The sequence below is a fragment of the Paenibacillus sp. FSL H8-0317 genome, assembly GCF_045040685.1.
Taxonomy (GTDB): Bacteria; Bacillota; Bacilli; order Paenibacillales; family Paenibacillaceae; genus Paenibacillus.
Window position 1 is genome coordinate 4,377,929 of sequence record NZ_CP150294.1, and the last position, 22,716, is coordinate 4,400,644.

Below are 22,716 nucleotides of genomic sequence, written 5' to 3' on the forward strand. Positions count from 1 at the left end.
AAAAAGCATTCCTGCAGTCGCCCTGAATAGTTAAATTCAAAGACAACCGCAGGAATGCTTTATTTTCGGAATTAAAATTACTCGTTAGTGTCCATCCACTGGAAGTGGAATGAACCTTCTTTGTCCACACGTTTGAATGTATGAGCACCGAAGTAGTCACGTTGAGCTTGCAGCAAGTTTGCTGGCAAACGCTCTGTACGGTAGCTGTCGTAGTAAGACAGTGCGCTGGAGAAGCCAGGAACCGGAATACCTTGTTTTACAGCAGCCGCTATAACTTCACGCCATGCACCTTGATATGATTCAACGATGTTTTGGAAGTAAGGATCAAGCAGCAGGTTTTTGAGTTCTGCATCTTTGTCATATGCTTCTTTAATGTTTTGCAAGAACTGCGAACGGATGATGCAACCACCACGGAAGATCATGGCAATGTTACCGTATTTCAGATCCCAGCCGTATTCATCGGAAGCTGCACGCATTTGTGCAAATCCTTGTGCATAAGATACGATTTTACTTGCAAACAATGCTTTACGCACGTTCTCAATGAACGCTTTTTTGTCGCCAGAGAATGCTTCAGTTGCTGGTCCACTCAGGATTTTGCTAGCTGCTACACGCTCGTCCTTCATGGCAGAGAGGAAACGGGAGAATACGGATTCTGTAATCATGGACAATGGTACGCCGAGATCCAGCGCGCTTTGGCTTGTCCATTTACCTGTTCCTTTTTGTCCAGCTGCGTCCAGAATAACGTCAACCATTGGTTTGCCTGTTTCTGGATCATATTTGGAGAAGATATCTGCCGTGATTTCGATCAGGTAGCTGTCCAGCTCCCCTTGATTCCACTCCGTGAAGATCTCATGCAACTCTTCAACGGAAACGTTCAATACGGATTTGAGCAAGTGATAAGCTTCACCAATCAACTGCATATCTCCGTATTCAATACCGTTATGCACCATTTTCACATAGTGTCCGGCACCGTCTGGTCCGATATATGTGCTGCAAGCGTCATCGCCAACTTTAGCGGAAATCGCTGTGAGGATCGGTTCTACCAACTGATAAGCACTTTCCTGACCGCCTGGCATGATTGCCGGGCCTTTCAGTGCGCCCTCTTCCCCACCGGATACACCTGCTCCGATGAATCGGAACCCTTTTTCTTCCAGTTCTTTGCTGCGACGTTGTGTGTCAGGGAAGTACGCATTACCTCCATCGATAATAATGTCGCCTTGATCCAGATGAGGAAGCAGTTGCTCAATCGTTGCATCTGTTGCTTTACCAGCTTGCACCATGATCAGAATTTTACGCGGAGACTCCAGGGATTCCACGAATTCTTCAATGGTGAACGTACCTGTCAGGTTTTTACCTTCTGCTTCTTTCAGAAGATCGTTCGTTTTCTCCGGGGAACGGTTAAATACCGCTACCGAGAAACCTTTGCTTTCAATATTCAAAGCCAGGTTTTTACCCATTACTGCCAATCCAATAACACCAATCTGTTGTTTACTCATTATGTCCTCCCAATACTCCATTATTTATATAGTAAGTTGAAACGAATGAATGGTTATAGATTATTGTACTGTTTTTTTCCAGTCCGCTGCAAATTTGTCCATACCTTGATCTGTCAGCGGGTGTTTGGAGATCTGTTCAATGACGGAGAATGGAACAGTAGCAATATGTGCTCCAGCCATCGCTACACGTGTAACGTGATCCGGATGTCTTACAGAAGCAGCAATAATCTGTGCATCCAGGTTATGTGTACGGAACAATTCAGCAACTTTGGCAACCAATTGTACGCCATCTTCGGAGATATCATCAAGACGTCCCAGGAATGGGGATACATATGTCGCACCAGCACGAGCAGCCAAAAGCGCCTGGTTCACAGTGAAGATCAACGTTACGTTGGTTTTCACGCCTTTTTTGGTCAAGTAACGGCAAGCTTCCAGTCCTGCAAGTGTCATTGGCAATTTGATCGTAATGTTTTTGTCGCTGTTGTTAATTTTGATCAATTCGTCTGCTTGCGCGATCATTTCTTCAGCAGTAAGGGCATCTGGTGTCACTTCCGCAGAAACGGACTCCACTTCAGGTACCAAACGCAAGATTTCTTCAATACGATCTTCGAATTTCACGCCTTCTTTGGCTACCAAAGATGGGTTAGTTGTTACACCAGACAATACGCCGATTTTGTATGCTTTTTGGATATCTTCCACGTTAGCTGTATCGATAAAAAATTTCATGATTTAATTACCTCCAGATATATTTTTTATTTTGGTTTAGAGATTCGCATTAACCGCCAAGGGTATGCTATTTGTAACTACAGACTCCTGATCCGCCGGCTCATCAAACCACCAGTGGTGACCTTCTTCTTCAAGCATAACATCTGATTCAGCCGGTCCATAGCTACCCGCAGGATAAAGGTGAAGTGGTAACAGATTTTCCTGGAATGCATCCAGAATTGGCTGCACCCACGCCCAAGACAATTCTACTTCATCCCAGTGGGCAAAGAAAGTTGGATCACCCAGCAAAGCATCACGAATCAGATTCTCGTAAGCTTCCGCGAGGTCACCTTTATCCGGAGAAAGATCGATATGAACCGGTTTGAATTCACCTTTATTCTCAGGATCACTTGCATTCAGTTGCAATGTCATGCTCTGATCCGGACTCATCTCAATGACGAGCAGGTTTGGCTTGGAACCCTTGTTTTTCAGCACATTTGTCTGTCCTGAAGGTTCTTTGAATTCAATCACGATACGTGTTGATTTCTCCTTCATTCTTTTACCCGTGCGAATGTAAAACGGAACACCGCGCCAGAAGAAGTCATCAATTTGCAATTTGGCAGCAATGAATGTGTCATTCATCGTATTCTCGGCTACACCCGGTTCAGAAGTATACGCATTTACCGGTTTACCTTGAATGTTGCCTTCTGCATACTGTCCACGGATGATGTTTGCGCCCACAGTTTGTTTTTGTAACGGCTGAATTGATTCCATAATGTGTTTTTTCTTCAATCCAACTTTTTCGGAAGTACTGTTGTATGGAAGCTGAATCGCCATCATCATGAGCAGTTGCAACATATGATTCTGGAACATGTCTCGCACTGCACCAACATGATCGTAATAGGATGCACGTTCTTCCACACCTACAGTCTCATTCGCCGTAATTTGCACATTGGAGATGTAACGGTTGTTCCATAATGCCTTCATGATTGGGTTACTCTGATGCAACGTCTCCAGACGCTGTACCATCGGTTTGCCCAAATAGTGGTCAATCCGATAAATCTCTTCCTCTGTGAACGATTCGCTTAATTTGCGATTAAGGTCTCTGGCAGACTGCAGGTCGTGACCAAATGGCTTCTCGATGACGAGACGTTTCCAGCCATCTGTGGAACCCAGTCCACTTTCTTGAATATTCTCGGCAATCGGTTCGAAAAATTCCGGACCAACCGAGAGATAAAACAAGCGATTGGACGGAATGCCAAGCTCAGCTTCTCTTTGTTCAACTAATCCCAACAGCTTTATATAATCTTCCTTATGGCCTATATTCAATACACTGTAGCGGAAAGCTTTCACAAATGACTTCACAACTTCAGGATCAGCCTGGCGTCTGGAAAATTCATTTAATGATTTTTCCACTTGTGCCTGAAAGAATTCATCAGACCAATCTCTACGCCCCAGACCAATCAATGAGAAGGTTTCAGGAAGCTTCTGCTCAAGATATAAGTTATATAAGGCAGGATATATTTTTCTTTTGGCTAAATCGCCAGTTGCACCAAATAAAACAATGGTAGTTGGTTCCATCTTACCGTTCTCCTTCCAAGTAACTCTGGTTTCTTTGTTGTAGTTACACTATAATACGTTTTATAGCTATACAAGTAATTAATATATTTCACAGGAGCTATAGACCACATCTATGACTACAAATTACGAACTATATAAAGTCTTTTATTGGGCCGCCAAAACGGGAAGTTTGACACAGGCTGCGAAAGCACTGTATATCACTCAACCCAGCGTCAGTCATGCCATTAAGCAATTGGAAGAGAGCTTTGGTCTTACCTTGTTTTATCGAAATTCCAAGGGTGTAGCGCTGACACAGGAAGGTGCCAGTCTATACTCCTATATTGAACAATCCCAGATTCTGATCTCACTTGCGGAAGAAAAAATGGCCGCACTGAAGAATCTCGACAATGGTGAATTGAGAATTGGTGGCAGTGACTCCCTGTTCAAGCATTACATGCTGGCGTATCTAGAGGAATTCCACACCTTGTACCCTAACATCAAGCTACATCTGAGTCATGGAACTACGCCGGAAGTCATTACGTTTCTGAAAGAAGGCAAGATCGACCTTGGTGTAGTTCGGATGCCCATTGTTGATCCACAGCTAGAAGTCAGGGAAAGTATTCAGTTGAAGGACTGTTTTGTAGCTGGGGAACGTTATGCTCAGTTGAAGGGTAAAGTCATGACACTTGAGATGCTTCTGGAGCATCAACTGATCCTCTTCTCCCGGAACAGCCGGGTTCGGATGGCTATTACCGAGTTGTTTAACAGCTATAATTACACGTTGAAACCTGAGATTGAGGTTGGTAGCGTTGATCTGTTGATTGAGTTTGCGCGTCGAGGACTGGGGATCTCCTATGTCACACGTGAGTTCATCTCCAAAGAGCTGGAGGAAGGTTCTCTCTTCGAAATTCAGCTTGATGTCCCGCTCCCCCCTTCCCATGTGGGGATTATGACCAAACGTAATATGCCAATTTCTCTGGCTGCCAACCGGTTTATGGATCTCATTTTCAAATCCTGAGTGATCACAATGTCAAAAGGTACAACAAAGAGCCCACCATCCAGTTATGGATGATGAGGCTCTTTGGCCTGCATCATGTTTGTTTTTATCTAACAATTAAAGACTCACCAGATAGGACGCGTCCAAGATAAGGGCAACCTTACCATTACCGAGAATCGTTGCGCCAGATAGATGGTTCATCGCTCCCAGATACGTACCTAGCGTCTTAATAACGACTTCCTGATTTCCTATAATCTCATCTACTGCGTAAGCTGCAATTTTATCAACGGAACGCACGATCACCAGCGGAATGGTTTTGGATTTACGGTCCGTTCGTGGATAGTTGAGCCTGTCGCACAATCGGTGAAAAGGTACAATTCGTCCATGATTCAGGATGGCTTGTTGCCCCTGGATCATCTGAATATCTTCAGGTGAAATTCGAACAATCTCAGCAACATTATACATCGGCAAGATCAGAACACGACCCGATACTTTGACTAACAGACCTTTAATAATCGCCAAAGTAAGTGGTAGACGAATCATAAACGTGGTGCCAACACCAACCTCCGTATCAATATCAATGATACCGTTGAGCCGTCCGATCTGGCTACGCACGATGTCCATTCCAACACCACGCCCCGATACTTCACTGACAGAAGAAGCTGTGGAGAAACCGGGCTCAAATATGAGATGGACAGCTTCCTGTGTTGTTAGACGTGCAGCCTGTTCCTCACTAATGATACCTTTGCCCAAGGCGGAAGCTTTGATCTTCTCACCATCGATACCTTTGCCATCATCCGAATAACGAATGACAACATGATTTTCTTCATGAAACGAAGTTAATGTAATACGTCCTTTGAACGGTTTACCGTTCTCCGCCCGAACCTCTGCACTTTCAATGCCATGATCTGCACTGTTGCGGATGAGATGGATCAGCGGGTCACTCAATTCTTCAATAATCATCCGGTCAAGCTCAGTCTCTCCACCTTGGATAACCAGTTCCAGATCCTTACCCAGCTTCTGAGAAAGGTCACGAACCAATCTCGGGAAGCGACTGAATAGTTGATCAATGGGTAACATCCGTGTCTTCATTACACCTTCTTGAAGTTCCTTGATCACCCTGCCCATATGATCGGATACACCACTAATACTCTGGATGAGTGTTGAAGACTCCTTACGCGCGCCCGATCCACTCAGATCTGCAAGGGATGTTTGATCAATTAACAGTTCACCGACCAAATTCATTAAATGGTCCAGACGCTCAACATTCACACGAACTGTAGGTTGAGCAGCTTTCACTTTCTCATCCGAGCCAGTTGTATTCACGGTAGGCAAGCTTGGTTTCGTTTGCTCTGTTTCAGAGATTAATTCAAGTGGTGCAGAAGTCGCTGCAACCTCATTGGATTCCAGCAGATATGGATCAATCTCCAGCCTATGAATATCCGAGTCTGAAGACAGCTCTGTCTTAAGCTGCTGTGGGTCCTTCGATGTTGCTACGATGATGATGAACTGACCATAATGATCATCTTCATTCTGCGCGCCCGGTTGGCTCTCCATGAGCGAAGTAGCGACAACCGTACCACAGATGTCCTCAATACGTTGTCGCAAAATATGATATCTGGCCGCTTTCATCATGCACTTCTGCTCCAGCACAATATGAAGGGACAATAACTGCTTGCCTGATACAATAGCCACCTGTGCCATAACCGATTCTGCTGGTTGCAATTGAGGTACTTTAAGTTGCCCGACTACTGCCGGGGTCTGAATTAAATCCTTTATTTCTCGTACTACCGCTCGAAAGTCCGCATAGGCTTCCCCACGGATATACTGATCACGAAGCACCTTCATGGCGTCCAAAGAGCGGAACAACGTATCAATCAGCTCCGAAGTCATCTCCGGTTTTTTCTCCCGGACCCATTCAAGAGCATACTCCACTTCATGCGTGAGGTCGCTTAATTCACGAAAATCCATTGTGGATGCCGATCCCTTGATGGTATGGGCTGCCCGAAACAGCGTCTGAACCAGCTCTACAGAAGGCGTAAGCTCCAATGCCAATAAAGACTGATCCATACGTTCCAGTTGATCATTCAGTTCTTCGATAAAGATGTCACGGTAGGCAGACAAATCCATCATTCGTATATACCTCCCTAACCGCCCAATATTTCGTCCAGTTTCAAAATGCCCACAAGCTTGTCTTCCTGTTGACCCACACCATGGAATAAATCTTCACGGTTACGACCATATCCGCCAGTTGGCGGATGTATGTCCGAATATGTGGTTACCTTGTTCACGCGATCCACGATCAAGCCAATATATTCTTCCTGATGTCGAACCACGATAATACGTGTGGCTCTGGTGTCCGGTTCATCCGGCATACCCAGCAAGTTCCGCAGACTCATCACACATACAACCTTGCCACGCAGGTTTACTACCCCTTTGATCTCTGGGCGGCTGAATGGGATATCTGTAATGCTGAGCATTTTAATAATTTCGTGAATTTCTTCAATTCGAATGGCACAGGTCTCTGCACCTACAGACAGTTCAATATATTGTTCCTTCTGAAGTGAAGACATCAATTCACCCTCAATTCAATTTTATTAATTTGTTTTGAAGGCCGCTGCCGAATTTGCCAGCTCTTCCGCCAGATGTGCCAAAGACTGGCACGTTGCCGCAGTCTCTTCCGATGCAGCCGCAGATTCTTCACTGGAAGCCGAGATGGATTCAACAGAGCTCATCACCTCTGCGGCTTGGGCTGCTTCTTCTTCACATGCAGCAGCAATTTCGTTTACTTTCTGTGAAGAGTTATTGACCATATCAATGATCTGATCAAAAGCCTGTCCAGTCATGGAAGACTGCTCAACACTGGCTGCTACGGCTTGCACACTTTGTCTCGTATTTTCCTGCATTGCTTTGATGATGGCTGTAATTTCTTTGGTCGCCTCTCCGCTTCGTTCGGCAAGCTTCCGGACTTCATCTGCGACTACAGCGAATCCTCGTCCTTGTTCTCCGGCACGTGCCGCTTCAATAGCAGCATTCAGCGCGAGCAGATTGGTCTGCTCAGCGATATCGTCAATCACTTCAATGATGTCACCGATTTTACGAGAATCATCTTCAAGTTTGGTCATTTTTGTATTAACAGCTTGCATACCTTCCAATGAAGTCTGTACAACAAGTCCACCTTCACGAGCAGTCTTCACCGTATCGTTGGACAGTTCAGCCGCTTCTTCCGCACTTGCAGCGACGGAGTTAATGGCAAGTGAAAGCTCCTTGAACAATTCGGAGATATTTCCTGCCTCACTGGATTGGCTTGTGCTGGTACTCGCAATTTCCTGTGTGCTTGCTGAGATCTGTTCCGAAGAAGCGGCAACGCTTTGGGAGTTCATCACGATATTGTTGACTAACCCTTTCAGATTGTCGACCATACGATTCAGAGCTGCGGCCAGTTGACCCACTTCATCTTTGCTGGAGATGTCTGACTGGAGAGTCAGATTTCCGTTAGCGACTTCCGTTGCCAGACCCAACATGGCCATGAGTGGCTTGGAAATGGAACGAGAGATAATGTAACCGATCAGAATACTGAAGAGTACAGATGCAACAACCATAACAATTGTAACGGTAAAGGCCGTTGTGTAGGCTTCTTCAGACTTCGTGTTAGCCTGATCTGCCAACGTTACATTAAGATTCACCAGGTCCGCGAGTGTTTTTACAATCTCATCACCAGGTGATTTCAATGTCGATTTCAGGAATTCAATAAAAGCTGCATCATCCTCTGATAGCGCCATAGTGACGCCTTGATCATAAAGTTTCATATAGCTACTGTATTGGGTATCTAACTTACGAAGCAATTCCGTTTCTTCCGGGGTAGTCGCAAGAGGACGGTACGTAGCAAGTCGCTCCTCCATGGATTGACGAATCGTGGCAATATTTTCTGTAATTCTGGTCTGTTCTGCTGCTACAGTTTCGAAATTCAAATCACGTACGTTAACTCGTAATCTCTGATAATCAACCTGAGCTGAAGAGAGCTCACGAACTGAGATTAGATTGTTGTTATACATCTCTTGCATTCGTTCATTCGTACTTCTCAATGTTACTACAGAGTAGACGCCAAGCGCCGCAAGGATTATCGACACAATTAAAAACGCTGAGATAATCTTTGTTGCTGTTTTCAAATTCCCAAACCACTTCATGTAATCTCCTCCTAGGCATCGTAGTGTCCAGTTATGTATATAACGCTTGGTAAACCCTTCTCTAGGTCGCGCTCCAGACAACTTACGATCTATTTCGACATAAATATATTAAAACTGAATAGGAGATTTTTATTTCTATAAATTTGCACTATTATGAATTTTTATTTCAGATATAAAGAATCTTCTTTTTAATATAAATTATACTTTTTACCTATTAAATTTCATTTTTTATTTACATATATACGTATAATCCAAATTCTGCATCGACTTACACATACATCTCCATACAAAATTTCATGTGATATGATCTTCTTATATTTACATAAGAAGTTATATAGTTCATACGTATAACAAATATCATTTTCCATGCAAAAAAATGATGTATTTCTCTGTACACACTCAATACTTCAAGACTTAAGTCTAATAATAGCTCACCCATTCTGAGTCTATTTTCCCATAAAAAAAACCAAACCCGAATCAACAAAGTTTGGTTTTGAAGCGAAAAAAATATACTTTAAATTAATATAAAACCCGTTTAAAATTAATTACTTATGTGTTATATAACTGCTCCAGTTCAATTAAGCGGTCCTTGATCCTGTGCGGAATAATACCAAACAGATTATCCCACGTCATAAACATCTCCGGTTTTAGTAGATATTCTTCGAACTCCATGGTAGGTACAAATGCTTTGGTCGACAGATAACGCTCTACCTGAGCATTGATCTGTTCATTCGTTTCAAAATAATCTTGAAACAACTCATTCACAAGTAGCCCATCACATCCAGCTTCGGCACCTGCTGCACTATACAGGTTTGGCAGTAACTCAAATACAACCGGAAGTGGCGAGAAAGCATGTTTGCCAGGCTGCGAGTACAGACATACATGACGTCCAATCACATTGACCCGTTCCTTCAACAATCCGCGCAGCACCTTCCCATGAAAGCTGGCTTCACAGTCTACTACCTCTCCGTCATGACCCACATAAACCCATACATGTTCCATTTCATACAGATGTCCAATCTCATAATCCCACCAGATTGCATATTCAATTACATATTGTACTGCCTCGGTCGGAAACTTAATGTCTCTTCTGAACGATGGTGAAGGCCCAGATTGATGCAACACAGAAATGCCAACAAAATCAGGATAAAAGGGTTCGGCTCTGTCAAACATCAAAATCGGTGCATAACTCATTGCAGTTTCAAGCGTATTCAGTTCTGATATGTTCATTCATGAGTCCTCCGTTTTGTTGGATGTTCATACTATATTAACAGAGAACGTAACACACTGACTCAGGCTTTTAAATTATTTTCTAATATAATGTCAATCCCCTGGACTTCATACAATTATTACATCGACACATCAAAAAGCCTGCAACTGTTATTCTCCAGTTACAGGCTTTGTACTTTGATCATGAATAAGGAAGCTTGAATTAAGACTCCTGTTTATTGGATGGTGACACGGACGTCTTGGAGGGTGAAGTCGATTGATCAGAAACCTGCGTATCACACCCTATTGGAGGGCCCAGAATCGCATCATTTTTAATAGAAGCAACAGCTCTCGCATATGCCTCCTCATCCAAACAGTACGCACGGTGAGCCACCTCCGGCGGTGTAGCTGCCAAGAAATCCGCTCCAAACACAATATCAGGCGTTGGTTGATCGAAGATTGTTAATAAATATACATCATCTGTCTCAGCGACAAACCAGTGAAACCAGCCTTTCGGAAATACCACAACCTGCCCTGGTTTCAGACGATATGTCAATCGTTCACGCGTAAACGGATTAAAGACTGATGCTGTAACTTCACCGGTGATGACAACAACCATCTCCGTGACATTGGTGTGCCAGTGCGGCTGCACGATGATTCCTTTGCTTAAGTACACGTTGAAGAACCCATTCGCAATGGTCGGCAGCTGTTCTCCAAACAACTGGGTTACATAGTTGCGTGAATCCCTCTGATAATTGACAACCGCATTGGAATCGGCTGCCAGCGGAACATTCGGGGCTTGCAAAATCGGATTTATCATACGATCATTTCTCCTCCTTGGGCATACATCTCATTGTTGTACTGTATGCCGGAGAATAGAAAGATAATACCGTTGACACATGTTATATAGTGTTTTAATCCTGAACTTTAGGTTGCTTGGCATCATGTATAAACAAACTAGACTTGACCAGGGAATCTGCCTCCAGCTGCAATGCCCTGAGGTGATATGTGATCGATCTGGTTCATCTCATCATCTGTAAGCGAAACCTTCAGCGCTCCTAAGTTCTCATGAACTCTATCCAAGTTGCGAGTCCCCGGGATCGGAACGATATGTTCTCCCTTTCCAAGCAACCAGGCCAGAGCAAGTTGAGAGACTGTACATCCTTTTTGCTTAGCCATCTCTTGAATCAAGCCAACTACCTCCAGGTTTTTCTGAAAGTTCTCACCTTGGAAACGCGGATAGTGACGACGATAATCATCTTCCGGCAAATCTTCTATTGAACGGATCTGACCTGTAAGGAAACCACGTCCCAATGGGCTGTATGGAACCAAGCCAATGTTCAATTCATGCAGGACAGGTATAATCTCATCCTCAAGCTCTCGACTCCATAATGAATATTCGGTCTGCAACGCTGTAATTGGATGAACAGCATGTGCACGCCGAATGATCTCTACTGGCGCTTCGGACAAACCAATATATCGAATCTTTCCCTGTTGAACCAGATCGGCAAGTGTGCCTACGGTCTCTTCAATGGGTGTATTCGGATCAGGACGATGTTGATAATACAGATCGATATAATCCATTCCCAGGTTGTAGAGACTCGCATCTACTGATTTTTTGATGTAGGCTGGATCTCCCTTGGGGCCCTGCGTGTGTGTTATACCAAATTTGGTGGCAACGATTGCTTTGGATCTTCGAGCTTGAAGCGCGCGTCCAAGCAGTTTTTCATTCCCACCAAATCGCTGTTTTTCATACGCTCCGTACAGATCCGCCGTATCAAACATGGTAACTCCTGCATCTAGCGCGCCCTGAATGGTATGTACCGATTCGTCATTATCTGGCATCATCATTACACCCAGGCCGAGCGCAGATATTTGTAATTTATCATTTCCCAGTGTTCTTGTTTTGAGCATGTGGCTCCCTCTTTTCATCTTGAAATAGAAACGTCAACTAGATACGTATGAACTTGAGTTCATTCTATTTCACTCCCGAGATCCCAACCACACTCTGTTTATGCTAGTAAAGAAATTACCAGTTTGATCAATTTTCTATATGGCAACAGGAACGTAAATACAACAATGAATGCCTGATTGGCTGTTCAGATTATTCATGGAAAAGATATCGTATGCATGAACAACGCCATCTGCCCGATCTGTCGTTTCAAGCAGGACACGATTGACTTGTTTGAACTCAACTTGGTGCAGGTTCCAGATCGTTCGGAAGTCCACGCTTTCTTCACTTAATTGTTTCACGATTCTGCTAAATACGGGGTCGCTCGTATACTTGTCATAATAAGTACGGAATACCGCTACCGAGTGCCGCGCGAATTCCTCCCAGTTGTGCATACGCTCCCTGAGCGCTTTATCCAGAAATAAAATCCGCATCATTAAACGCTCATTCACATTCATCGAGGAGAAGTTGAAGAGGTTCGTATCTGCAGCTTCATTCCAGGCAAGTACCTCAGAACGTTCATTGGTAATAAAGGAAGGATGATCCAACTGACCAATAATACTCTGCCAACCAGGCTCCAGTTGCGAATACGAAGCAAGGAATTCATGTTCCGTATTAGGGTCCCATAAGTCAAACAGATGACTCTTCTCTTCCATGGTTAAACGGAGCGCATCCGCTATACTCTGCATCACTTCTCGTGAAGCCGCCAACTCCCTACCCTGTTCGAGCCACGTGTAATACGTCGCACTGACACCAGCCAACACCGCTACTTCTTCCCGCCGTAGACCGGGTGTTCTCCGCTGTCCATAAGATCCTGACAATCCAACTTGTTCCGGTTGAATGCGGCTTCTCCGTGATTTCAAGAACTCACCCAGTTTTTTGTTACGGCTCATACCTGTATCCATAGACATCGTTCCTTTTTTTAAAAGTATTCAAGCCTATTCGGCTCTATCCCAAAATGGTAGTCTCTGAATGACTTTGATATAATTCATCTATTATTACTTCTGCAGAGTACTTGGTTTACAAGTAGCTTAGCATCGAATGGTGCAGAACAAAAGGAACATCCATGATCCCCGGAGTTGGTGATGTGTACTGTGTGTATGTCGAAAAATTACAAAAATATGCCGCCTGCCAGGTAACTGGACTGAAACAAACAGAAGGTAAAACTTCCGATACGCTTGCCTCAGTCCTTCAATTGGATTGGACTGGTGATCAACTGCCTAATGAAATGCAGCTCCACCAGATGAAGCCACTGATCTGTAATTTCTATTTCTGGAATGATCGAGTTGCCCATAGTTTCGTACATGCTAATGTTCCTCCACAGTATGAGCTTGCAGGCAACATCCCTCCTCTCTACACCGAGGAAACAAATACGTATAGCGGAGGCTGGCCGATCGGAGAAAGTCTCTATTACCAGCGTGAATGGGAAGGTATCGATGCGATCCGAAGAGCACAGTTCAAACAAGCTGCGAATGATGACGAAGAAGTCATGGTTGGCAATCGTGTAATACGGCGCAGTACGAGTACACTCCGCGATTTCAGCCCTACATCTGCGGAAGATGTAGCCGAACTCGCCAAGCTACCTTGTTTGACACATATTGAAAAGTGGATGGACATACGGAATCGATCTTTTCATTTGTAGAGGAGAATCCGTTCATCAATGAACTTCATATCATAAATCATGGTCAAACGATGCTCGATATCAGCAAGAGCCACCTGACCAAACTTATTGTAGAGATGTGGTTCTAACGGAGTTACTGAATCAGTTAAAGGAGAATTTGGAAATGCGTCAAGATGATTCTATTAAGGTTAATCATGAGGAATTATACGAGGTATTTGATCGTTTGAGGGATTTTTAGGTTACATGTTTCAATTCGTCCAGTCACTATGGCGGCAATATTTCACCAAAAAAACAGCTATTTTCACAAAGAGAGTCCTGTTATGAACATGGCAGGCCCCTCTTTTTTGTATGACGGATTGTAATATGAAGTGCGACACCCGTTGGAAATAAAAAATGGCTCATAGCCTGGTTCGTGTAGAATGAAAGTTACCACACCAGCATTCACAAAAGGAGAATCAGTCCATGAGTTATTCACATCTTAGCATAATCGAACGCAGCAAGCTAGAAATCTCCACAGACAAGGCAAACGCTCAAGAGCTATTGCAAAAGAGCTGGGAAGGCACTCATCCACGATTTGCCGTGAACTAGATCGTGCTAATTCATTGCATCCCTATCAGGCAGAACACGCTCAGAACGCTTATGAGGAGCGTCGTAAAGCCTCTGTCTCTTCAGGTAAATGGTCAGACAGCTTGGCTACTTCACTGGAGGAAAAACTGGAGGCAACGTGGTCTCCAGAACAGATCACTCAACGCTTCCGTATCGAAGGCTGGCGTGCAGTCTCCTTCAAAACCATCTATCGCTGGATCTACGCTGGGCGCTTGGTTCGAGATGTATTACAGGTTATTCGGCACAAGGGGAAGCGAAGAAACCGGCAGAAACTCGCAGTAAATTCGCCGTCGGCAGATCCATTTCAGAACGTCCCAAAGAGATTCGTTCCCGCGAAACGTTTGGACACTGGGAACTGGATAGCGTCGCATCGGGTCGTGGGAAAAGTAAAGGCTGCGTAGCAACGTTGATTGAACGTAAAACACGTCTGTATACCGCTGTTCCCATGCCAGACTGTACCGCTTTGTCGATGTAGATTGCGCTCGGTGTAGCGATCCCACAGTACCTACAGGGACCTTCCTCACGGCTACAGCTGATCGAGGAAAGGAGTTTGCATGCCATGCCAATCTGGAAACGACGCATAACCTACGTTTATTTTGCGGATCCGTATTCGTCGTGGCAACGCGGTTCCAACGAGAATGCAAACCAGTTGCTTCGAGAGTTTTTCCCTAAAGGTACATATCTCGCTCAAGTAGAGGATGAAGCTCTCGCCCGTTCACTCGATCTAATGAATCACAGACCACGAAAATGCTTGGGTTGGAGAACCGCTCACGAATCCTTCACAGAGGAACTGTCGCACTTGGTTTGACAATCCGTCGTATGAATACATTTTCTTTTACTCTATTTTTTCTTTTACGACTAATTTAACATGATATCAACGGGTATAAGCAGTGCTAGGAAGTAAAGATTCTCAATGTAGTCTATTTCACCGTATGTGTATAGTAAGCCTATTAAAGCTACAATTCCAAACAAAATCCAAACAACAAGTCCAAGGTGATCAAAAATCCACGTCAGAATGGTTGCAGTTTTTGTTAGTAAATACACGTATCTATCACCCCATAAGAGTTACTATGTAATATTCACCTGACCGTTAATTAACAACTTCTGTTTTTCACAAAGATCTTTTTAGATACTTCTCAACCTTATAATCCTTAAGGATATCATGCGGTGCTCCACATTCACTTCGTTCCATGACTCAAAAATTATTTTTGGCTCTCCTTCAATAATATTGTGAGTCCTAACGATATCATCCTTTGCAAAGACTTCGATCCATGTATTAGGTCAACTCGATGGATAAGCTTCACATCATTGATTCCAGCCCGTGTTTTATGTACCTTTCTTTTTCTTCTCGAATGCAATCCACGAATAATACGATACCCAGAATAGTATCGGAAATATGGCTACTGCAATATAGCGTTTATCATGAGAGAGCGTAAAGATAGTAACAATAGAGATCGGTAAAATAATCGCAAGTAGAATTAAATATTTGCCCCAATGTCTTTTTAATATCTTCAACCCCTCCTTAATCGATTGTTGTCGTTGATAAAGCTGAAATATGTGCTAAAGTCCTTCCGTCGGTCAATTTTTCAATTCTATCTTTCTGCACATTACGTAATAAATCTGAATGGAGAAAACGCTCTGTTGAGCCAATTACACTTTTACCATCCAAGTACATTCGGTACTCTATATTTGAATGAAAGTAGATAGGTACTTCGCCGTTTTCATCTGCAAGTTTATCGATATCGTATCTAGGGTTTACCTTTAATCCTTCTTCTCTTTCTTTTGCCAATCTCTTAAAGAGTTCCGTTACAGTTTCCATTCACTCAAACCTCCTATTGAATAGATTCGATTAAATCAACCACACCGTCGTTATCTCCAACGTATTATAAATCAAGTAAAAACAATGTCAAATGAAACTCATTCCCCCATCGGATTCTTATATAGTCTACCCTGTCTCAACATGCTATGGGTATACATGGAATCACTTGTTTTTCCTTTCAGTGTAAATTGTGCATGTATACTCCGTTAAATAGAAATTTTTTAAAAGATAAATTTTATACTTATTTTAACAAGCATTTCAATAGGATGGATATATTTAATGGAGGTTTCATTATGTAAAGCAGATTTAAAAGATGCAGCGACTATTCATGTAATGAAAGTCAAAGCATTTATGCCTTTGTTGGAAAAATATCAGGATTTTGAAACTAGCCCCGCCAATGAAACCGTAGAAAGAATTGTTACTCAAATCAATCAATCTTGTACAGATTATTTTATAATTCTTCCATGAGGTTGATGTTGGTGGAATTAAAGTCGTGAAAAAAGATAATCAAATCTATATTGTTAGCCCAATTTTTATACTGCCAGAACATCAAGAAAAAGGAATTGCTCAAAAAGCCTTTATATTGGTTGAACAGATCTATGATGAGACGAAGTCATGGAGATTGGGTACCATCTTACAAGAAAAAGGAAACTGTTATTTGTAGAAAAGATAGGCTATAAAAAAACGGGTGCAACAAAAGTGATCAACGACAAAATGACAATGGTATTTTATGAAAAGCATTTATAAACCGTTGGATTAAGTTAACCGCCTTACGGTGGGCGGTTAACGTTTATATGAAATTCAACAAGCAAGTTTAACATAGCTGATCACTGTGTTGCCTTCTTAAGTTTTATTAAGCTAACGCTTCGATAAATAAGCATTGAGCAATCATACAGTTAGTCCAAGCTTATTAATGAGTAAATCACCTTGTTCGATTTTTAATGAGTTTTTTTCTTGCTTGAATTCCCAACCAATTTCATTTGCATGCCTTATTAAAAGTTCGCAATTCCTAGGTCTGTGTGGGTTAAAGTGCCAACTACCTTCCCATGTAAATAAGACTTCAAAATATGTGGTTTTAGATGAATAAACCTTAAAATTAACAAACTTATTACTAGGAATCTCATTGATAACACAGTGAAATTGATAACCATTTACCATTATCTTTTTAGCTCTTTTGCTGAATGTCTTTCCCATACATATGACCCTCCTGAAACACAATAGTTTTTTAAGCATGATGAGTCATACCTTAGTCCAAAATTATACCACATATTAGAATTGTACTGCCCGTTAGCTTAATCTTGCACTTCTTCGAATAACTCTCTGAGCATCCGATCCTTATTATTCACAAACTCTTTCATAATCATAAAATGGTCGGTTTCTTCCAATACTTGGACCTCGATACCATCCGGCTTTAGATTGTAAATAATCGAATCTGGATATGCCATCAGGATTGGGGAATGGGTCGCAATAATAAATTGAGAGTTTTGCAAAACAAGTTCATGGATTCGTGTTAACATCGCCATTTGGCGAAGAGGAGACAATGCAGCCTCAGGCTCATCCAGTATATATAATCCATTCTCCCCGAACCGATGAATGAAAGTGGAAAAGAACGACTCTCCGTGCGATTGCTCATGCAAGGACTTGCCACCGTACGAATCTTTAATAGGGCGAATCGGCCGACCGAATGAAGGTTGGCTGTCCAACTCATCGATCGTCGTGGCTAAATTATAATAACTCTCTGCCCGGAAGAAGAAGCCATCCCTCGGGCGTCGCGGACCTCTGATCAATTGTATATATTCATATAAGCTCGAGTGGGTAGCCTGGGTTGAGAAGGAAAAGTTGATCGTCCCACCCTCCGGGTTAAATCCCCATGCGACAGCAATGGACTCCATCAGTGTTGATTTGCCCATCCCATTTTCACCTACGATATAGGTTACCTTGGGGTGGAAATCAAGAGTATTTAGGCTTCGAATGACTGCCAAATTAAAGGGGTAACGATTATAAGTGGGTACTTGGTACCTCTTGAGCTGAATTTGTCGTAAATAGGAATGCTGTACATTCAATATAGTTCACTCCCTTTAGTTTACTCCATCAATCAAATAATACCACATACCGAAATTACCCTGCCCGTTAGTTCAATAAGATTGATGAACAGTATCGTCCAGGTCTGAACCAGCATATCCCCACACTTCCCCATCAACGCGATAACCGCCACCACTCCATTGAAGCAAGTAGCCTCCAGTACTCATACCTTGTGTGAAACCTTCTTTACTATTTATCCAATCTAAAGATTCCCCGGCAGCAATCGTTCTAGCGAAATACACTTCACTAGTAGCTAAGTGCGTTAAACTAACATTGACTTCATGGCTACTATTGTTCTTCATAAGCAGTTTTATATGTACAAATTCAGGATTTACGGAAAAGTGTTGCTGTACCGTTGCGCCTCCAGAAGCAATATAGTGCGAGGGTTTGTTCTCTTGTTCGCTTAAAGAATTAGAAAGGGATGTACTTTCCGACTTGCTTGATAATACACCAGATTTTGGAGTAGACTTATTCTCTTGAGTTGGACTTGTTGAATCACAGGCAGTTGCGATCGCTGTTATTAAAGCTAATGATACAACAGTAAAAAATAATCTCTTTTTCTTCAATACTTCATCCCTCGTATTCATTTATTAGTTATTCTAAAAACCTATAAGAAGTTCCTCGTTATTAACAACGCTATCAATTAATAAAAGTTACACCTGTAATTCGCAAGATGGCATTGAGTTAACCTGCCCGTTACTTGAACAAAAGCAGCAGATCACATTGATCAGCTGCTTTCTTCGTATTATTGGCTATCGTTTCCTTTTAGCTTACCCAATTTTAGTTTCGAACGAATTCAGCATATACAACAGTTTTGTTCCATTCCACATGGATGGTGTATGAGCCGGGCTCCAGTTTCGAAAATGTCTTTATATCTGTATAGTCCTGAGCAGGCTCCAAATCAATATAGTCTTTTGTTGGTACACCACCTTCGTCTACTACTTTGTTGTTTTTTATCAACCTATACCTTGCTCCGCCAATAACATTCACTATTTTTTTACTTTGATTCTTGAAAGTATACATTATTTTAGTATCTGAACCTACGTTTTCTATTTTAAGGGAACCGACTAAATTAGATTGATTTGTATTACTGTTTGGACCTGATGGCTCCTTTTTAAAAATATTTGTGGCTACTGGTTCAGTGTGTATTGGTTCTGACTCCGTATTTTCCTTTGTACAGCCTGCTAAAATCATGCATACTACTAAAACTAACATTATGATGGAGCTATTCATTTTCGTCATTAGTATCATCACCGTATAATTAGACGAACACTTTCTTGAATAGGTTGCTAATTTCAATGCTTTGTCACTATTCAGGTAAAACGCCCGTTAGTTGAACAAGAAACTTTTTGCTTTAGAATATTTTATAAAAAGAAAGTTGAATAACTGATGGGAGACTAGCTGCCAAAGATTGTTGTTCCTTTGGATTTAAAGAATGAAATGCAAAAGTCCTTGTTGCTTCACTGGAGGAAAAACTGGAGGAAACGTGGTCTCCAGAACAGATCACTCAATGCTTCCGTATCGAAGGCCGGCGTGCAGTCTCCTTCAAAGCCATCTATCGCTGGATCTACGCTGGGCGCTTGGTTCGAGGTGTATTACAGGTTCTTCGGCACAAGGGGAAGCGCCAGAAACCGGCAGAAACTCGCGGTAAATTCGCCGTCGGCAGATCCATTTCAGAACGTCCCAAAGAGGTTCATTCCCTCGAAACGTTTGGACACTGGGAACTGGATAGCGTCGTATCGGGTCGTGGGAAAAGTAAAGGCTGCGTAGCAACGTTGATTGAACGTAAAACACGTCTTTATACCGCTGTTCTCATGCCAGACCGTACCGCTTTGTCGATGGAGATTGCATGCCATGCCAATCTGGAAACGACCCATAACCTGCACGTTTATTTTGCGGATCCGTATTCGTCGTGGCAACGCGGTTCCAACGAGAATGCAAACCGGTTGCTTCGAGAGTTTTTCCCTAAAGGTACATATCTCGCTCAAGTAGAGGATGAAGCTCTCGCCCGTTCACTCGATCTAATGAATCACAGACCACGAAAATGCTTGGGTTGGAGAACCGCTCACGAATCCTTCACAGAGGAACTGTCGCACTTGGTTTGACAATCCGTCATTATGTAATATCATGAGAAATTATTATTAAAGCAACCTTTAGATTCACATTTAATTTTGTACCATTGATAACCATGCTCAGTTACGTTGGATTGAATCAATAATCTGTTCCCACATCGAATACATGTTTTTTCTGATAGATTACCTCTTTTATACTCCACCACATAGGATTCTGCGAATTCTACCTCTTTAATTATAAGCTCAAGAGCTTTATCACTTATATCAAAAGGTTTCATGTCTCCTCTTCTTGCGTCAATTGAACGAGAAAAAGCTCCAAACCCACCAACCAACTCATGATGATGCGTACTAATCCGCCCGCCACCTCTTTCGAACAATTTTATCATGGGTTCATATATATCTGGAAACTGAAGTACAATATTGTTGCCACTATCAAGCAGATTACACCATCGTAGATAGTGCATGGTTAATAATTTCATAAGATAAAAATCGACTTCTTTGTAGTTCGGAGCTGTTACCAATAACTCGTCCCATTCATTATCGGCCATTTTATAGCCCAATAACAAATCCATTCCCACATAGATACTTGTGACTTCTTTGGAGATGAACTGTAAATAAACACCAACTCTTCGGTAATACTCAGCAATCAAGCTAGCATCTGCTTTATATTCACCTTCAGACCTTACCTCTTCGTATCTTTTGTTGGAGATTCCAATGTATTGATTCGCGTCTATATTCTTAATTCTTTCAACAGCTAGTTCGTAATAACTCATGAATTTAATATCCTCTTTCTTACAGAATCAATTGCATAACTCTCATAGTAAAGCCAATGTAACGATGCGAATGGAGAAAGCATCAGCATACCCTTCATCAAAAAGCATAAACACGTGATAAGCTCTTCATCTATATTTCCCTCCCTTTTCAAACTATTTTTATAGCAAATTCGGAAAAATCATAGGTAGTAATAAACAAGGCAATTCACCCCTGTATAACTGCATCTTTGACATTAATAAGCTTAAGCAAGAATTACAGATATTAGAGAGATCACTGTGTGGGCTTCCTAATCCAATAAAAGAAATAAGTTTTAATTTTTCTAAATCTGATTTTAGCTATATTAAAGTAATATTTCACTAGGGCGTGTCTTTAACTCAAGCAAGCCACACCATAATGGATGGAAAGACCATAAAAGACTTAAACGTACACGCTAATTTATCATAACGAGTCGCTATTATGTACATAATCACATTTGATCAAAAAAATCTACAATTTGTTTAGCCGGATCTGCCAAGAACTCTTCAGTTGTAGCTATCGTTCCATGTTCTTGATGTTCAATGTCTGCATATCCAATCATTTTTTTGCTCGGTTTCCAGACGATCAGAATATGCGAATATTGATCGACGTTCGAGGATATACGCAGTAGCTTCTGTCTGCCCATTTTCATCTCCACTGTATCGATCAGATGAAAGAATTCTATATATCGAATGCCTGATTTATTATCTGACAAGTCCATTCTTTGGAGACCACCGGTTAGGAAATCAATCAGTTGCTGTGGTAGTTTACAAGACTTTAATGCATGCAATTTGTTGCTCATATCATGAAAGTCTTGAGGTTCAAGCCCCTTTAGATATTCAGCCATTACTTCATTTTTCTGACTCACTGCAATCGTTTACGCCCGCTCTCCATCCTTCTCCTGAATAGTCACATCTGCTCCTTGGTCTACCAGATATCGAACCATCTTCATGTTATTAAGTCGGGCAGCTACCGTGAGAGGCGTGGCCTTGTAAGGATATACCATATCCGGTTCATTGTAGTTGACGTCTACCCCTTCATCCAGTAAATACTGGATTGTCTTCATATCGTGATCAGCTACGCCTTACGTAACGTTTTGCCTCCATATTTTCGAACATCCAGCCCCAGTTCATTCAGCACTTTTATATTCTTTTGTTACCATAGCAGGCTTCGTCATATGTACTAGATTTGACCCGATTAATTTAACTTGGCACCCTGCTGGTACAGGTAACGCACCATTTCTTCTCCACAATATCTAACGGCCTTCAGGATCGCCGAATTATTTATGACATTCAGGTTAACTCCATACTCCACCAACAACTTAACCACTTCCGGTTGATTGCAGATTAAGGCAAGGTCGAGTGGCGTCAATGCTATGTACTTACTGAGTACAATCTCTTCTTCAAGATCCCTGCCCTGCTTAATAAATTCTTTTACAGCATCCGTGTCTCCCTCATATATTGCCCTAACGTGATCAGGTAGTGTTTCAAACGATCCTTGATTTCCGATTTTGAACAAAGGTGTACCCTCCTTCGTTTACTTACTTCTACACTACGATCAGTCTTTTTTTCCTACTCCTTAGCTAACCAGTATACCTATCACAATCTGAATAAGTAATCGTT

General features: G+C 42.3%; 20 protein-coding genes and 3 pseudogenes. 6 read left to right on the forward strand and 17 right to left on the reverse strand.

What is annotated here, in order from left to right; translation table 11 throughout:
- Positions 1–77: 77 nt before the first annotated feature.
- The 3 genes from gndA to zwf are packed head-to-tail and all read right to left on the reverse strand — an operon-like array spanning position 78 to position 3,782.
- The gene (gndA, locus tag MHB43_RS19370) at positions 78–1,496 is read right to left on the reverse strand and encodes an NADP-dependent phosphogluconate dehydrogenase (protein WP_405117751.1); all 1,419 of its coding nucleotides are present in this window, start codon (positions 1,494–1,496) and stop codon (positions 78–80) included.
- Between the two features lie 60 nt (positions 1,497–1,556).
- The gene (gene fsa, locus MHB43_RS19375) at positions 1,557–2,222 is read right to left on the reverse strand and encodes a fructose-6-phosphate aldolase (RefSeq protein WP_076210039.1); all 666 of its coding nucleotides are present in this window, start codon (positions 2,220–2,222) and stop codon (positions 1,557–1,559) included.
- Between the two features lie 36 nt (positions 2,223–2,258).
- The gene (gene zwf / locus MHB43_RS19380; RefSeq protein ID WP_405117752.1) at positions 2,259–3,782 is read right to left on the reverse strand and encodes a glucose-6-phosphate dehydrogenase; all 1,524 of its coding nucleotides are present in this window, start codon (positions 3,780–3,782) and stop codon (positions 2,259–2,261) included.
- 112 nt (positions 3,783–3,894) lie between these two features.
- Here zwf and MHB43_RS19385 point away from each other — a divergent pair, with 112 nt between their 5' ends.
- Positions 3,895–4,779, forward strand: coding sequence for a LysR family transcriptional regulator (locus MHB43_RS19385; RefSeq protein ID WP_036672843.1), 885 nt, complete (start codon positions 3,895–3,897; stop codon positions 4,777–4,779).
- Between the two features lie 96 nt (positions 4,780–4,875).
- Here MHB43_RS19385 and MHB43_RS19390 read toward each other — a convergent pair whose 3' ends face one another.
- The 7 genes from MHB43_RS19390 to MHB43_RS19420 form a co-directional block, all read right to left on the reverse strand.
- Positions 4,876–6,891 carry a chemotaxis protein CheW gene (locus MHB43_RS19390; RefSeq protein ID WP_405117753.1) on the reverse strand — a complete coding sequence of 672 codons (2,016 nt, stop codon included), beginning with the start codon at positions 6,889–6,891 and terminating at the stop codon, positions 4,876–4,878.
- Between the two features lie 14 nt (positions 6,892–6,905).
- Entirely contained in the window at positions 6,906–7,331 is a 426-nt protein-coding gene (locus tag MHB43_RS19395) for a chemotaxis protein CheW (RefSeq protein WP_221820509.1), read from the reverse strand.
- A 24-nt stretch (positions 7,332–7,355) separates the two neighbouring features.
- Entirely contained in the window at positions 7,356–8,945 is a 1,590-nt protein-coding gene (locus MHB43_RS19400; protein ID WP_237174804.1) for a methyl-accepting chemotaxis protein, read from the reverse strand.
- A gap of 549 nt (positions 8,946–9,494) precedes the next feature.
- Complete coding sequence (locus MHB43_RS19405) at positions 9,495–10,175, reverse strand: hypothetical protein (RefSeq protein ID WP_339177272.1); 681 nt, start codon at positions 10,173–10,175, stop codon at positions 9,495–9,497.
- 202 nt (positions 10,176–10,377) lie between these two features.
- Positions 10,378–10,974 (reverse strand): cupin domain-containing protein, encoded by a 597-nt coding sequence (locus tag MHB43_RS19410; protein WP_237174803.1) that lies wholly within the window; start codon positions 10,972–10,974, stop codon positions 10,378–10,380.
- A 137-nt stretch (positions 10,975–11,111) separates the two neighbouring features.
- The gene (locus MHB43_RS19415) at positions 11,112–12,068 is read right to left on the reverse strand and encodes an aldo/keto reductase (RefSeq protein WP_405117754.1); all 957 of its coding nucleotides are present in this window, start codon (positions 12,066–12,068) and stop codon (positions 11,112–11,114) included.
- Between the two features lie 135 nt (positions 12,069–12,203).
- Positions 12,204–13,010, reverse strand: a complete 807-nt coding sequence (locus MHB43_RS19420) for a helix-turn-helix transcriptional regulator (protein ID WP_405117755.1) — start codon at positions 13,008–13,010, stop codon at positions 12,204–12,206.
- A 161-nt stretch (positions 13,011–13,171) separates the two neighbouring features.
- On the opposite strand from MHB43_RS19420, the gene MHB43_RS19425 reads away from it, so the two are divergent.
- Both MHB43_RS19425 and MHB43_RS19430 read left to right on the forward strand, forming a co-directional pair.
- On the forward strand, positions 13,172–13,747 hold the full coding sequence (locus MHB43_RS19425) for a hypothetical protein (protein WP_405117756.1): 576 nt from the start codon (positions 13,172–13,174) through the stop codon (positions 13,745–13,747).
- A 441-nt stretch (positions 13,748–14,188) separates the two neighbouring features.
- A pseudogene (locus tag MHB43_RS19430) lies at positions 14,189–15,140 on the forward strand (IS30 family transposase).
- Between the two features lie 714 nt (positions 15,141–15,854).
- Here the strand turns inward: MHB43_RS19430 and MHB43_RS19435 are convergent.
- A complete protein-coding gene (locus tag MHB43_RS19435; RefSeq protein WP_405117757.1) occupies positions 15,855–16,151 on the reverse strand; it encodes a hypothetical protein in 297 nt (98 codons plus the stop codon).
- Positions 16,152–16,430: 279 nt separating this feature from the next.
- On the opposite strand from MHB43_RS19435, the gene MHB43_RS19440 reads away from it, so the two are divergent.
- Positions 16,431–16,619: an acetyltransferase gene (locus MHB43_RS19440; RefSeq protein WP_405117758.1), complete on the forward strand. Its 189-nt coding sequence runs from the start codon at positions 16,431–16,433 to the stop codon at positions 16,617–16,619.
- Positions 16,620–16,644: 25 nt separating this feature from the next.
- The gene (locus tag MHB43_RS19445) at positions 16,645–16,815 is read left to right on the forward strand and encodes a hypothetical protein (RefSeq protein WP_405117759.1); all 171 of its coding nucleotides are present in this window, start codon (positions 16,645–16,647) and stop codon (positions 16,813–16,815) included.
- Positions 16,816–17,039: 224 nt separating this feature from the next.
- Here MHB43_RS19445 and MHB43_RS19450 read toward each other — a convergent pair whose 3' ends face one another.
- The 4 genes from MHB43_RS19450 to MHB43_RS19465 all read right to left on the reverse strand — a co-directional run bounded on the left by MHB43_RS19450 (position 17,040) and on the right by MHB43_RS19465 (position 19,475).
- Complete coding sequence (locus MHB43_RS19450) at positions 17,040–17,345, reverse strand: hypothetical protein (RefSeq protein ID WP_405117760.1); 306 nt, start codon at positions 17,343–17,345, stop codon at positions 17,040–17,042.
- 98 nt (positions 17,346–17,443) lie between these two features.
- Entirely contained in the window at positions 17,444–18,184 is a 741-nt protein-coding gene (locus tag MHB43_RS19455; RefSeq protein WP_405132449.1) for an AAA family ATPase, read from the reverse strand.
- 102 nt (positions 18,185–18,286) lie between these two features.
- A complete protein-coding gene (locus MHB43_RS19460) occupies positions 18,287–18,799 on the reverse strand; it encodes a pilus assembly protein (RefSeq protein WP_405117761.1) in 513 nt (170 codons plus the stop codon).
- A gap of 214 nt (positions 18,800–19,013) precedes the next feature.
- Complete coding sequence (locus tag MHB43_RS19465) at positions 19,014–19,475, reverse strand: hypothetical protein (protein WP_405117762.1); 462 nt, start codon at positions 19,473–19,475, stop codon at positions 19,014–19,016.
- Between the two features lie 209 nt (positions 19,476–19,684).
- Here MHB43_RS19465 and MHB43_RS19470 point away from each other — a divergent pair.
- Positions 19,685–20,338: pseudogene (locus MHB43_RS19470) on the forward strand (IS30 family transposase); the annotation flags it as partial.
- 20 nt (positions 20,339–20,358) lie between these two features.
- Here the strand turns inward: MHB43_RS19470 and MHB43_RS19475 are convergent.
- Together MHB43_RS19475 and MHB43_RS19480 are read right to left on the reverse strand one after the other, a co-directional pair.
- Positions 20,359–21,078, reverse strand: coding sequence for a hypothetical protein (locus MHB43_RS19475; RefSeq protein ID WP_405117763.1), 720 nt, complete (start codon positions 21,076–21,078; stop codon positions 20,359–20,361).
- Between the two features lie 467 nt (positions 21,079–21,545).
- Positions 21,546–22,612 (reverse strand): annotated as a pseudogene (locus MHB43_RS19480) (ankyrin repeat domain-containing protein).
- Positions 22,613–22,716: the final 104 nt, after the last annotated feature.